Source organism: Streptomyces sp. NPDC007991, from assembly GCF_042958445.1.
Lineage (GTDB): Bacteria > Actinomycetota > Actinomycetes > Streptomycetales > Streptomycetaceae > Streptomyces.
In genome coordinates, this window is sequence record NZ_JBIBJD010000001.1 from 184,845 (window position 1) to 197,825 (window position 12,981).

Consider the following 12,981-nt stretch of genomic DNA (forward strand, 5'->3'; position numbering starts at 1 on the left):
ACGCGCCATGCCTCTTGCTGTGACCCCCGCAGGCGACACGGACATTCCGCTCCTGCAGGCCGAGCTGCTGCGCTGGGTGGGCAGCGGCGACAGCCTGCTGGAGCTGGCCTGCCTGGACGCCCTGTTCCCCCCGGGCAAGCTCCTGCGCCCCGTGCTGTGCATGGAGTCGGCCAAAGCCGTCGGCGGCACCGCCGACCAGGTGCTGGCCTTCGCGGCCGGCCTCGAATGCCTGCACGTCGCCAGCCTCGTCCACGACGACATCATCGACCAGGACCCGGTACGCCGCGGACGGGCCTCCACCGCCGAGCAGTACGGCCTCGCCGAAGCCCTGGTAGCAGGCGACGGACTGTCGATGGCCGGAATCGCGGCCCTGCTCAGCGGCGGCTCCGCCGAGCGCGTGCTGCAAGCAGCACGCGTCACCATCGAGGCTCTGCGCCACATGTGCCAGGGCATCATGCGCGAAACCGAAATCCGCGGCGACCTCACCTGCGGAGTGCCGACCGTCCTGAACGTCATGCAAGCCAAGACCGCCGCGCTGACCGGCGCCGCCTGCCAGGCCGGGGCGATCCTGGCCGGAGCAACCCCGCAGCAGCACCAGGCCCTACGCCAGTACGGAGAACAACTCGGCATGGCCTTCCAGATCCGTGACGACCTGCTCCCCTACACCGCCGAGGACCAGGTCACCGGCAAGACAGCCACCAGCGACGTCGCCAACCTCCAACCCACCCTGCCTGTCCTGCTCGCCTACGAAGCCGCCGACCAAGCCGACCGTAGCCGCCTGGCCACCGTATTCCGCGGCGGCACCGATCCCGTCACCGCACACCGAGACGTCCTCGCTGTGCTGACCCGCACCGGCGCTCTCAGCACGGCGACCCGGATGGCGTCCTCCTGTGCCCAACAAGCACGAGCCGAACTCACCGGCCTGCCCGGCTCCACCCGGCTCGCCCAACTGGCCACATCAGCAGCCGACCGCCAGCACTGACGGAGCGCCTGTCAGCCACGGCTCCACCAAAGACCCCTCGACGTCTGTTGCCGCACCCGCCCCACAACACCTCGGGCGTACGCGAGAGATCTGAACACATCAACTTGACAGGGAAGGCAGCCCGCTGCATGACGTGGTCGACGACCAGGACGTCATTGTCACTCCGGGCAGCGACGCACCGCTGACGATCATCGACCCCTTCAAGCCCGCCTCCCTCCTGCTGAAGGCCAGGGACGACAAGAGCGGCAAGCCGCTGGCCGGATCCACCGTCAACATCGGGACCGGCGACAAGACCGTCCTCACACTCACCACGGGCCCCAACGGCACGGCCACTGTCCAGCTGCCGTCAGCAGCCGCACCGGCACCAGATTCTGGGGCAGGCAGATCAAGGCACCCGCCGGGTAGCTGTCCGACAAGCCGAACCAGGACGAGCCGACGTCGGACAGTCCGACTCTGGACAAGCCTGGTAAGGACGGCAGCGCCTCATACCCGTCCGCCTCGGCGTCCGACGTCCCGGTCGCGCGCGGGGCCGCACCGAGTACCTCGGCGCCAGCTCCCGAGGGCACGCTCGCACACACCGGTGCCGACGCCACCCCATGGCTGCTCGGCAGTACCGGCCTCCTGATCGCCGCCGGTGGCGGCGTGGTCCTGGCAGCACGCCGACGTCGTCCCCAGGGCGACGTGTCCGAGCACTGACCAAACCTGACCCACGACGTGAAGCCCCAGGGATCCAAGCCGCGGCGGATTCCTGGGGCCTCACGAATGCCCGGACACCCTGCGACCTGGCCAGGCCCTTCATCGCCACTCGATCGAGCGAGCCCGAAGAACATCTTGCCCGTACTGGTGCCTATGCCGGACGGCCGAGGCGGGTGCAGTGACGCGGATTCCGATGGGGGTAGGTCCCCGCTCCCGCGAGCGACTGCCGGACTTGCCCTGCTGGTCTGCTACAGGTCACGGCCTGCGTGCCATGCGGATCGGCGGGCGCGGTCCTTGTCGCGCAGGCATGTCGCCAGACCAACGAACTCGTTCCTGGCCTCCTGTGGGTCGCGGCCCTCGAGCAGGAGCTCGGTCAGGGATGCCACCGGCCAGACGACCAGTACGCCATGTCGCGCGAAATACACGGCGAGGGTTCGGATTCGGAAGGTGTCGGCAGTGTCGAGCCACGCGCCGGCGAGCAGCTTCCAGATGCGGCGGCGCGCCCGGCTGGTGGCGACATCGGCGGTGACCACGCTCGCGATCTCCAGCAGGGTCGCGCCGTCCGGGCCGTCGAGGACGAAGGTGTGATCGTCCCAGTGGTCGAAGATCACCGGGCAGGTGGTGCCCCAGGGCGTGCCGATTGGCGGATCACCGGCCAGGTGGCGCATCTGCTCCAGGGCACCCGAGGTGATCAGCCCCTGCGTGAGGGCCAGGGGATCGGCGATCGCCTCGTTGTGCGCGCTACGGTGTAGTTCCTCGACGCTCGGAACGTCCTCTCGGAACACTCGGAACAGCGGGTGTTCGATGCTGTTGTTGCGGTAGGCGTACTGGAACGCGGCGAGGATCCAGCACAGCCGGGCCAGGCCCCGTTCCGGCCCTGGCCCGCCGAGCCGTCCGAGTGGGGCATGCGCGGCAAAGTAGTCGCGCATCCGGTTGAACAGCTCGCCGAGCACCGGCTCGTCCGGGAGGCCGGGACGCGAGAAACCGCGGTGTCCCCGCTCTGCGGAGGTGAACACCATGCCGACTGTCGCTCCCGCGTCGCGTGCCGTCTTGAGGTCGATCCAGCCGCTCGGCGTCGGACGCATGTCCAGTGCACGCTCGCGGCGGTCCTCAGGCAGACCAGCATGGGTGGGGTAGCGTGCCGCCTGGGCGTCTGCCCAGGAGCGCGAGACAAGCCCGGCGCCAGCCAGTCCCAGCAATGCCGCATAGGGTGGGGCGGGCTGGATCAGTGCGGCCAGGCGCAGCGTGAAGGCCCGGCCGGCCTGGCTCCAGTGATGCCGGTCGACTGAGCCCTCCGGGCGCGTGACGAAGCAGTCACGAACCTGAGCCGCCATGTGCCGGGCTGCCTCGGACGAGCCGGGCAACCGCGCCTCGCACCAGTCACTCAACTCACCGTGGTACAGATGTGAGACGACCGACATGCGGTGATTCTACGATCATCGGCCAGTGCGACGGGAGATCGCCGGTTGCCCGAACTGCCTTGCGGTATGCGCTGGTTAGCGATCCTTTGGTGACGTAAACGCGCTGCCGCGCATCGTCGGTTACGCCGGCCGTGAGAAGGATCTGCCAGCCCTGTACCGCGCGCAGCCCTGTGGACAACCCTGACCGGGCCCGTTCAAGTCGCGGGCCCAGAGACCGCGCCGTAGACCGGACGTAGGCAGTCGGCCAAATGGACCAGGGCGGGCTCCGGCCCGGTAGGTCGGCACGGCTGGCCCAATCGATGAGGTAGCACCTACAACAGGCGCTCGGCGTAACCTCGACCGCCTATTGCTGGGTCTTCCGGGCCGGGGCGACGGGATTGGAAGCGGCGGAGCCAAGAGCTACGGTGGTGTCGGCTCCCGGCGCTGAACGGCCGGCCCGATGTACCTCGCCCCACCAGCCGACCCCCGTCAGCACCAGGGTGAGGCCAACTCCGGCCAGGATGGCAGTGGACGGTGCCACAACCTTGAGGAGACCACCGGCGAGCGACCCTGTCGCCGCGTAACCCGCACCCGCCGCCGCGTACATCACCGAGTAACCCGCGGCCAGAGCGCCCGGCGGCAGTGCCTCGCGCAGAGACAGGTTGCGGGTGAGCATCGCACACGACTGGAGCGTGCCCCCCACGACCAGCGCGGCGGCTATCCCGGCCGAGTGAGGCGTCAGCGCGGCGAGGGCCACGCACGCCGATGTCCCGGCCATCAGCACCACGCTGCGGGTGCGCAGCCGCCCGGGCCAGGACCGAAGACCGTGGACGAAGGCGCCGATCCCCCCGCCCACCGCCATCCCGGTCAGTAGCGGACCGGACCAGCCGACGCCGACGCCGCGCTGTTCGAGCAGGGCCGGCAGCACAAGTTCGGACAGGCCGAGCAGGGCCAGACTGGCGGCTCCCGTGACGTACACCGGCCAGGCGCCGGTCAAGAGGCGCAGCAGCGACGCGCTCGTCCGGTCCTCGCCGTCTGTGTCGTCCGCGCCCCAGCGGGCCGGAAGCAGCCACAAACCCGCGACCGACGACGCCATCAGGGCGGCGCAGAGGAACAGCGGGACGGGCGATGCGACACCGAGTGCCAGGCCGGCAACCGCGGCCGGGGAGACGGCCCAGATGACGGCCGTCAGTATCGACTCGACGGACAGCGCCTGCGCTGTTGCACGCTCCGGGACAAGCACCGTGAGCAGCGTGCGCAGGCCACCGGTGGCAGCGGCCGGGGCGGCACCGGCGAGACACGCAAACCCGGCGAGGACTGCCGCGTGCGCGTCGGGGAATACTCCGACGCCCGTGAAGGCGGCGGCTCCGATCGCGAGCCCGACGGCCAGGTGAGCGCGGGCGCGGTCGGGGCGCAGGCGCATCCCGAGGACGGGGGCGCCTGCGATCTCGCCGATGACGTAGGCCGCCGCGAGGAGCGCGCCCAGGGAGTAGCCGCCGGGGCGTTCACGCACCAGGAAGACCAGGGCCAACGGAGCCATGGCCACCGGCATGCGGGCGCCGACGGTGGTGCAGGACCAGATCAGAACCTGCTTCGAGGCGACGTCGAGGTAGCTCATGGGACGACGCTAGAGGCCGGCACCGACAACGCCCCAGGAGATTTCCGGCGCCTGTGGATATCTCGTGAGCACCCGAGAAGTCCCGAGCACCCCCTTCAAGAAGGTCAGCGCCTCGAGCCACCCACCCCGCCTCCGCATCTTCGCCGCCTTCTCGAAGTCCTCGACCAGGTAGGTATCCGTCACCAACTCATGCAGCAGCAGCCGTCCTTCCCGGTACAGCTCGGCCCCGGGGTTTATGCCGGGACGCGCGGCTGCGACCGTACCGAGTTGATAAGTCCTCCGTCCGCCCTTCGGCTATGGCAGGCAGGCTGGCTGCGCGGAGGGCAGAGTGCCGTTCAACCGGCGCCATGGTCGAGCATCTGACGTGGGTCAGGCCGTATGGAAGCGAGAATCTGTTCGATCGCGGGGTTGCGAGGGCGTGGGACCGTTATGGGGGCGCACCGACGAGGAAGCAATGGTGGACCACCGCGCGTCGGACGAGCCGACCGTGTTCTTCGAGCTCGCTGGACGCGACTACGCGATCACCTTGACGTCTGCATCCGGACTCGATGTGGCCGAGGCCGCCAGGGCCGCCGTACGGGCCCGTGATCAACGCGGGCTTGGGCCGGGTGTGCGGTGGGTCCTGGTGTGCGCGCGAACTCCGGGGCGTGCGGTGGACGATGGCCTGCGCGCAGCCCTGAGCGGGCAGGGCGTGCTGCTCGACCGGGACCATCTGGAGGCCGCCCTGTGCGGCCTCGCGCCGCTCGCGACGCCGGCCCGTTCCGCTTTCCGCATGCCGCGGCCACCGTAGTAGCGGGGGAGGAGCAGGTAGCCGCATGGGTCGCGACTGGTCCTCTGCGCTGTGTCAATCGACGGGGGTCAGAAGGCGCTCAGCTTCTGGGATGACGTCGTCGCGCATCCACTTCAGGTACTGGTGTCGGGTCAGTCCGCTCTGGTTCTGACGTAGGCGTGGTACTGAAGGCATATTCCTCCGCCTCCCGCCCGTCTCTGACGACGCCAATGCGTGTCGTCTCGGTGCTCACCGTCGGGCCGTATGCGGTTGCCGTTGCTGTCGCCGCATCGGGCACGTGCACCTCGTGCCGGACCTGCGTTCCCTCCTCCATGCCCTCGAACACAAGATTCCGTACATCCGTGACGCACCGCAGCAGGGAGTTCTTCTTGCTCTGCGACGACCACTCGCCGAACTGGTGGTTCCGCACCCCCTTCGACTCCACGTCGATTGCATGACCGACCCTGCGGATCATGGCGATGCTCGGAACGAAGACGTCTGTGAACTCCTGCGTGTCCTCGCTGACCTCTTCGAGAAGCTCCAAGTGCTTCTCCGCCAGTTTCAATGCCTTGCGGCTCCGGTCCAGTCTCACAGTGGGATCCGCTCTTCGGCGGGTGGTCGTGTGGGTCACGGTGCCGGGCCGTGTCGAGAGCGGTGACCATACATGCTGATCGTTCGCCCCAATGGCGGAGCGAGTCGACGATGGTGCTCAATCTCAGACGGCGCGACCGAGCGGCTCGCGGGCGACGACGAAGATACGGATGACAACTGGCAGGCCGGACTATCTACGTTGAGACGGGGGCTGGGTTGGCTGAGAACGGACAGTTCGTGTCCGTTGACATCGAAGTCAGTTGTGTGCAGCCCTCTGACCTGGGCCGACTAGGTTGGATGTCAACTTGCCGGTGGGGGTGGGGCTGGCGGCTACTGCTTGGTGCCGACCGTGCGCAGTGCGGCGAGCACCAGTGCCTGGGCGACGGTGACGATGTCGCTCACGCGGACCTGTTCCTGTGGACCGTGTGCGAGGCGTACGTCGCCGGGGCCGTACTGCAGCGTGGGGATGCCCGCCCCGGAGTACAGTCGCAGGTCGCTGCCGTAGGGGGCGCCTCGCTCGGAAGGTCGCGGGCCGCTGGTGACGTCGGCGTGCGCGTCGGCGACCTGGGCCGCGAGCGGATGCCCGGCCGGCAGCCGTCCGCTGGCGAACTGTCCGCCGGGCCACGTCACCGTGGCGGGGTGGGAGCGCAGCCAGGGGTCGGCCGCGCAGGCTTCGGCCACGCACGCCTCCAGTTCGGTGCGTGCCTGGGCCGGATCCTCGCCCAGCCGGACGCCCAGTCTTCCTTCGGCCACCAGGAGGTCGGGCACGCTGCTGGCCCAGTCGCCGGAATGGACGGTACCGACGGACAGCGGGTAGGGGATGGGGTATTCGGACATGAGCGGGTCGGCGCCGACGTTGCGGCGGGCTTCCAGATGGGCGAGCGCGCGGTGGATGGGCAGGTATGCGTCGATGGCGCTCACTCCCACGTATCTGGTGCTGCCGTGGGTGGCCCGGCCGGGTACCTGGATGCGAAAGGTCAGGGCGCCGGCGTTCGCAGTCATGACCGCGCCGCTGGTCGGTTCGGTGATGATGCAGGCGTCGCCGGTGTGGCCGCGTTGGAGGGTGCCGAACGCCCCGAGTCCCCCGTCCTCTTCGCTGACTACGAAATGCGCGGACACCTGACCGCGCAGCCTTGCGCCCGCCTCTCGTATCGCGGCCAGGGCGGCGAGTATCGCCACCACCCCCGCCTTCATGTCGCACGCTCCTCGTGCGTGCACCATGTCCCCGATAACCCGGGGGCGGAAGGGGCCACACTCCCATTGCGCCATGTCCCCGGGAGGGACGACGTCGACGTGCCCCTGGAGGATCAGGGTCGGCCCGTCGCCCTGGGGCCGCGTGCCGCCCACCAGGCCCCACGCCTCGGTGCGCGGGGCCTCGCTGCCGGGAAAACGGGGATGGTCACGTAGCTCGGGCAGGTTCATGGACCACAGGTCGACATCGAGGTCCATCCGCTTCAGATGCCGGGCCAGGACGTGCTGAAGCTCGGACTCCGCGGCGCTGCCTGTCACGCTCGGAACGGCGAGGAGTTCCAGCAGCAACCGGGCGATGGCCGCCTCGTCCACCGCGGCCAGTGCGGAGGCTTCCACACTGCTCAGGCTTGCTGTCATCTCACCACTGCTCCCGGCACGTGACATCAGGACAAGCCGGAGACTATGTTCGGCGGACAACGCAAGCAATCGCCATTTGCTGCTGCCTACTGTCGCTTTCTTGCAATGTCGGCGGGTTCGTGGCTAATTCTTGTGCTGCGCCGCAGGCTCTGACGTCTGGAGTGAGGTCATGGACGCCATCGATGAAGCGATCATCCGCTGCGTGCTGAGCGACGCGCGGGCCACTTATGCCCAGATCGGCAAGGCGTCCGGGCTGTCCGCGCCCGCCGCCAAGCGGCGTCTCGACCGTCTGGTGGCCACGGGCGCGATCCGCGGGTTCACCGCTCTCGTCGATCCTCAGGCGCTGGCCTGGCATACCGAGGCTTTCGTGGAGGTCTACTGCACCGGCAATCCCACCCCCGCCGAACTGCGCCAAGCCCTGGAGGACATCCCCGAGGTCGTCGAAGCCTGTACCGTCTCCGGCGCCGCCGACGCAGTCGTCCACATGCTCGCCAGAGACATCCCCCATCTGGAACAGGCCATCCAACGCGTGCGCGCCACCGCTCCTGTCGAACGGACCGAGAGCGCCATCGTGCTCTCCCGGCTGTTGAACCGGCCTCGCGTGTGATCGACACCATGGGATCACCGCGCGTGTGCTGAGGCTCGCGTCGTCCGCCGGCCAACTGTGACCGCTCAAAGGGCTGCGGTGGTCAGGCGTGGGACCTCCAGGGCGAAGCGGACGTCCGAGCAGCGGAGGTTGTGGCGCTTTGCGAGTGTGCGGATCTGTGTCCCCATGAGGGCCTCTTGGGCGATGCGGTGGGCCAGGTCTTGGCGCCAGGCGAAGGGATTCCTCCTGGGGAGGCGTCGGCGTGGTCTGTTTGTGCTGCCCAGGGAGTTGGCATCGGCGAGAGCCCGTTCGAGTGCTTCGGGTGAGTGGCCGGCGGTGGTGGCGAGGTGTTCGAGGAGCGGCCTGCCGAACCACTGCGGTGGGCCGCAGAGATAGCAGTGCGGGAAGCTGGGCTGGAGATGGTTGGCGCGGGCCAGGCGCCGGATGTAGGCGGACCGGCAGCGGCGCGAACCGGGGCGGTAGTTCGCTGTTCATCGGGACGTAGCGGTCTTCGTGGCCATCGACGCCGTGGTGTGGGCGGTGTGGTCGAGCGGAATGGCCTGGAGGCTCTTCTTGGTGATCTTCTCGGTGCCGGTGAGGATGGCGTCGAGAGCGGCTCCGCGGATGGCGTGGGAGAGAGACCCGATCACGCCGAGTGTGCCGGAGCGGTGTTCGTGCAGCCGCAGGGTGTCTTCCATGGTGGCGACCAAGCCCTTCCATTCGCTGTTGTAGGGGAAGGGGCGGGAGGGGATCAGAGTGAAGCGGCCGGCGATCTGGGCGCCGCGTGTCCCCGACAGCAGCCCCGATTCGTCGATGTCGGTGCCGGCATAGACGAAGGTGGCGGGCAGGCGCTCGGAGAAGTACTTGAGGGTGTCGGCGACTTCGGCGCCGTGGCGGCTGGTGAGCGAATGTTGTGGAGTTCGTCGACCAGCACCAGCGCGGTGCGGGTATCGGTGCAGACACCGACGACAGCCTCGATGATGTCCGTCATGTTCGAGCGGGCCCGCACCGGCAGGCCCAGGAAGCGGCGAACTCGGTCGCGATCATGCGGGCGGTCGCGGCGGGCGGGACGGTGACATAGACGACCGGAATCCGGTCTGTGGCATGGGAGGATTGAACCTGACTCAAATGTGCGTTCGAGTAGTCGTTCTTCCCGGATCCTCATTGTCTGATCGGCGCGAGAGGTGCGAAGGCTCGTTTGTCGCGTAGGAGGGCCCACAGGACACTGGCGCGCCGGCGGGCGAGCGCGATAACGGCTTGCACGTGCTTGCAGTCCTCACTCCGCTTCTTAAGGCAGAAGTCTCTGTTCGGACCTTCGGGGATGATGCTGGTCTGTGCCGACAGGTAAAAGACCCTGCGTAGACGTCGGCTATAGCGCTTGGGCCGGTGCAGGTTGCCGGTGCGACGACCCGAGTCCCTCGGCACTGGCACCAGCCCCGCCGCGGAGGCCAGATGGCCAGCGTCTGGGTAAGTCGACAGGTCACCGGCGGCTACGACGAACTCTGCACCGAGGATCGGGCCCATACCGGGCAACGATTCGATGATCTCGGCCTGCTGGTCACAGCCATTCGTTGATGGCCGCGACCAGCACGGTCGCCTCATAGCGGACGGCGAGCTTGTCGTACCTCGTCGCCACCGCGAAGAACGGCCGCATCACGGCCTGCCGATTCCCGGGGCCTCAGCAGGCCGAGGGACCTGCGACGTTAACAGGTCATCTCATTTGGCGTGCTCGATACTCTTCCGGCGTGGGGATCGTTGAGCGGCTGGTGCCGGAAGAGCTGGGGGAGTTGTTCCAGCGGGTGGTGCCGGAAGCGCCGATCCGTCCGCAAGGCGGCGGCCGGCGCCGATACGGGGACCGGGAGGTGCTGGCCGCGATCATGTTCGTCGCGACGTCTGGTTGTACGTGGCAGCGGCTGGCGTCCGCCTCGTTCGGGCCGTCGGGAGCGACAGCTCACCGCCGCTTCACGGAGTGGTCGAGGGCCAGGGCGTGGGCGCAGCTCCACCGTCTGGTCCTGGACGAACTCGGTGCCCGCGGCGAGCTGGACCGGTCCCGCTGCGCAATCGATTCCGTGAACATGCGAGCGCTGAAAAGGGGGACCTGACAGGTCCGAATCCTGCGGACCGGGCAAGCACGGCTCGAAGATCCATTTGGTTGCTGAGAGGACCGGTCTGCCCCTTTCCGTCGGTTTCTCCGGCGCGAACACGCACGACAGCCAGGCCCTCATCCCGCTGGTGCAGGGAATACCGCCGATCCGGCCTGCGCGGCCGACGGCGACGCAGGCCGGGCAAGCTCCACGGCGATAGGGGTTACGACTACGACCACTTGCGACAGTGGTTACGCAGTCGCGGGATCACACCCCGGATCGCACGCAAGGGAACAGACTCCAGCCAGCGGCTGGGCCGGCACCGCTCGACCATCGAACGCACGGTGGCCTGGCTTGCCGGATGGGCGATCTCTAGAGAGCGTCGGGGTAGGCGAGATGGGCGCCGCAGACGGCGCAGCGGAAGAACACGGCGGTTGCCCCGTTGACCAGGTGTGTCAGGAAGTGCTCAAGCTGGTTTTCGTCGTGCCAGCCGTCGAGGCGCATGTCGGCCCGGCTGGTCGCGGCTCGGCGTCAGCCAAGGACTGTGCCCGTGGATGCGGCTGGCCGACGTCGGCGTGAGAACGCAGCGAGGTCGATGGCCTGGCCGGTGTGTTCGCAGGTGTGCGTAAGCGCACTGCTGTCGTGGTCGTGCCCGCCTTCGACACCGTGGATCAGGGTGGCCATGAGGCGGCCCACCAGCGGGGCGTTCTTGAACTGATTGCCGCTGGTGCCGATGGCTACGTAAAAGCCGGCAAGTTCGGTTCGGTCGTAAACGGGGGTCCAGTCGTCGGTCACGTCGTACACGCCTGCCACCCCTTTGGGCTTGTTGGGAACGCGCAGACCGGGCATCCGGCGGGCCGCCCGCGTCACCTGCGTTCTGAACTGCGACACGGTCGGGAGGGGACTCCCCTCATCCGGATCATCGAGCCATTCCAGCGGGTCGCACTCGGGTTCCGTGCCGCCGACGAGCAGGAACTCCCTGCCCTCGGGCCGTATATATGTGCCGAGGTCCATATCGACCAGCACCGGTGCCTGACGGTCGCCGCCGACGTCGTGGTGGCCGGCGGGGGCCGCTACATGGTGCACCTCCTGGCGAAGCGGCCGCAGACCGACCGTGAAGTCGCCGCCCACTCCGGCGAGCCGGTTCAGCTGTCCCGACCATGGGCCGGCCGAGTTGACGACTACCCCGGCGGACAGTTCGGTTCCCTCATCGAGGCGCACCCCGCGCACGCGTCCCCCGCGCCGCATCACCGCGGTGACCTCGGTCTTCCAGCGGAAGGTGGCTCCGTGCCGCTGGGCGGCCGCAGCAAGGTTGCGCGCGGCGAGTTGCGGGTCGTCGACAAAGCCTCCGTCGGGTGTGTGGAGAGCACCGAGCCGAGCGGACGCGTCGGCGAAGAACTCGTCGTCATCCACAGGGTGGGGCGGGAAATACCGGCCGGTGTCCACGGCGGGCAACCGCTCGGACAGCTCCTGGGCATCCCATTCCTCGTACGGGACACCGACCTTGTCGAAGTGGCGCGTGAACAGGCTGCAGGGTGCGAAGTCCACGTCCAGCATGGTGACGCCGCAGCGGTTGAACGCTGCGAGGGGTTCACCGGCGGGTGCTTGGAGATGGTCGCGCCATGCTTCCCAGCACTGAAGGGACTCCCACGCAGCCTTGACGCCCGCGATCGTGGGATAGGTGAAGCGGACCACGGCGCTCGATGCGCTGGTGGAGCCGTTGCCTGCGCCGCCGAACTTGTCGACGACGACCACCCGCAGACCGCTCCGCGCCAGTTCGAGAGCGATGGAGGATCCGATGACCCCGGCCCCGACGACGACTGCATCTGTGCTCTCAGCCACGTTTCAACTCACCTTCTCATCGCCGGACCAGACGGTTCCTGCGGCGGCGCGGCGGGTCGCCGCGCCGCCGTTGTCCGCACCGTACGCGGGTAAGAGGTCAAGTCCGGCGACTTTTGTTGTCACTTCCCGTCGCTGTACCGCACCGTTTTGTCGCGCATGTGCACCGATGCTCAGCTGTGGGGGCCGAAGGCCGCTCAACGTCCCGGACGTGATCGTGGAGCGGGTCGGCCCTCGCGCATGCGCAAGATCAAGGTGACCGCGTCCTCCGAGCGGGTCCCGGGAGTGAGGAGTTCCTGCAGGAGGAGGCCGCGAATCGCGGCAATGGTGACGGTGGCCAACTCCCGCGCCTCCTTCGCGTCGAACCCTTCGCGTTCCGCGAGTGAGGACAGCATCACGGTCAGGTCGTCGATCGACTCCACAAACTCACGGAAGTCCTCGGGGGCGTACGCGGCCAGTCCGACGACGTGGAAGAAGCCGCGGACACGCGACAGCTGCTCCGGCCGGGTGTAAGCACGCCAGATCGCGCCGACGAAATCGTCGAAGGTGCCCTGCTGGGCGGCCTCCAGAAGTGCCTCGTTGTCACGGGATCGCTGGGCCGTGAGCATGGCGGCCAAGACGCCCGGGAGCGACCCGAAGTGGTAGCGCAACAGGGCGTGGCTGGTCTCGATTCGGGCGGCGATCTCACGGAGCGACATCTCCGGCGGGGGAAGGGTCTCACCGAAGGCGTCGAGAAGCCGCACCAGGAGTCGCTCACGCGCGCTGCCGTTGCGTTGCGAGGTTGACAGGATCACTCCCGCAGTTTATC

At 68.4% G+C, this 12,981-nt stretch carries 11 protein-coding genes and 3 pseudogenes; 5 read left to right on the forward strand and 9 right to left on the reverse strand.

All coding sequences use genetic code 11. The features are described 5' to 3' along the window. Positions 1 to 7: 7 nt before the first annotated feature. Both ACFZDA_RS00765 and ACFZDA_RS00770 read left to right on the forward strand, forming a co-directional pair. Positions 8 to 982: a polyprenyl synthetase family protein gene (locus tag ACFZDA_RS00765; RefSeq protein ID WP_391072821.1), complete on the forward strand. Its 975-nt coding sequence runs from the start codon at positions 8 to 10 to the stop codon at positions 980 to 982. Between the two features lie 600 nt (positions 983 to 1,582). After that, positions 1,583 to 1,678 carry a hypothetical protein gene (locus ACFZDA_RS00770; protein ID WP_391074525.1) on the forward strand — a complete coding sequence of 32 codons (96 nt, stop codon included), beginning with the start codon at positions 1,583 to 1,585 and terminating at the stop codon, positions 1,676 to 1,678. Positions 1,679 to 1,926: 248 nt separating this feature from the next. Here ACFZDA_RS00770 and ACFZDA_RS00775 read toward each other — a convergent pair whose 3' ends face one another. Both ACFZDA_RS00775 and ACFZDA_RS00780 read right to left on the reverse strand, forming a co-directional pair. Continuing rightward, entirely contained in the window at positions 1,927 to 3,099 is a 1,173-nt protein-coding gene (locus ACFZDA_RS00775) for a hypothetical protein (RefSeq protein WP_391072824.1), read from the reverse strand. 343 nt (positions 3,100 to 3,442) lie between these two features. Beyond that, a complete protein-coding gene (locus tag ACFZDA_RS00780) occupies positions 3,443 to 4,696 on the reverse strand; it encodes an MFS transporter (protein ID WP_391072827.1) in 1,254 nt (417 codons plus the stop codon). A gap of 418 nt (positions 4,697 to 5,114) precedes the next feature. Between ACFZDA_RS00780 and ACFZDA_RS00785 the strand changes: the two genes are divergently transcribed. After that, entirely contained in the window at positions 5,115 to 5,486 is a 372-nt protein-coding gene (locus tag ACFZDA_RS00785) for a hypothetical protein (protein WP_391072830.1), read from the forward strand. Between the two features lie 79 nt (positions 5,487 to 5,565). Here the strand turns inward: ACFZDA_RS00785 and ACFZDA_RS00790 are convergent, their stop codons facing one another. Together ACFZDA_RS00790 and ACFZDA_RS00795 are read right to left on the reverse strand one after the other, a co-directional pair. Then, positions 5,566 to 6,096 carry a hypothetical protein gene (locus tag ACFZDA_RS00790; RefSeq protein WP_391072833.1) on the reverse strand — a complete coding sequence of 177 codons (531 nt, stop codon included), beginning with the start codon at positions 6,094 to 6,096 and terminating at the stop codon, positions 5,566 to 5,568. A gap of 290 nt (positions 6,097 to 6,386) precedes the next feature. Next, positions 6,387 to 7,664: an ArgE/DapE family deacylase gene (locus ACFZDA_RS00795; protein ID WP_391072836.1), complete on the reverse strand. Its 1,278-nt coding sequence runs from the start codon at positions 7,662 to 7,664 to the stop codon at positions 6,387 to 6,389. Positions 7,665 to 7,833: 169 nt separating this feature from the next. On the opposite strand from ACFZDA_RS00795, the gene ACFZDA_RS00800 reads away from it, so the two are divergent. Further along, on the forward strand, positions 7,834 to 8,271 hold the full coding sequence (locus ACFZDA_RS00800; RefSeq protein WP_391072838.1) for an Lrp/AsnC ligand binding domain-containing protein: 438 nt from the start codon (positions 7,834 to 7,836) through the stop codon (positions 8,269 to 8,271). 470 nt (positions 8,272 to 8,741) lie between these two features. Here the strand turns inward: ACFZDA_RS00800 and ACFZDA_RS00805 are convergent. Next, a pseudogene (locus ACFZDA_RS00805) lies at positions 8,742 to 9,384 on the reverse strand (TniB family NTP-binding protein); the annotation flags it as partial. Between the two features lie 27 nt (positions 9,385 to 9,411). Next, positions 9,412 to 9,801 (reverse strand): annotated as a pseudogene (locus ACFZDA_RS00810) (transposase); the annotation flags it as partial. A gap of 194 nt (positions 9,802 to 9,995) precedes the next feature. Between ACFZDA_RS00810 and ACFZDA_RS00815 the strand changes: the two are divergent. Next, positions 9,996 to 10,696 (forward strand): annotated as a pseudogene (locus ACFZDA_RS00815) (IS5 family transposase); the annotation flags it as partial. A gap of 10 nt (positions 10,697 to 10,706) precedes the next feature. Here the strand turns inward: ACFZDA_RS00815 and ACFZDA_RS00820 are convergent. The 3 genes from ACFZDA_RS00820 to ACFZDA_RS00830 form a co-directional block, all read right to left on the reverse strand. Beyond that, positions 10,707 to 10,838 (reverse strand): hypothetical protein, encoded by a 132-nt coding sequence (locus ACFZDA_RS00820; protein ID WP_391074619.1) that lies wholly within the window; start codon positions 10,836 to 10,838, stop codon positions 10,707 to 10,709. A 27-nt stretch (positions 10,839 to 10,865) separates the two neighbouring features. Beyond that, on the reverse strand, positions 10,866 to 12,176 hold the full coding sequence (locus ACFZDA_RS00825) for an FAD-dependent oxidoreductase (RefSeq protein WP_391072841.1): 1,311 nt from the start codon (positions 12,174 to 12,176) through the stop codon (positions 10,866 to 10,868). 194 nt (positions 12,177 to 12,370) lie between these two features. After that, complete coding sequence (locus ACFZDA_RS00830; protein WP_391072844.1) at positions 12,371 to 12,967, reverse strand: TetR/AcrR family transcriptional regulator; 597 nt, start codon at positions 12,965 to 12,967, stop codon at positions 12,371 to 12,373. Positions 12,968 to 12,981 lie beyond the last annotated feature (14 nt).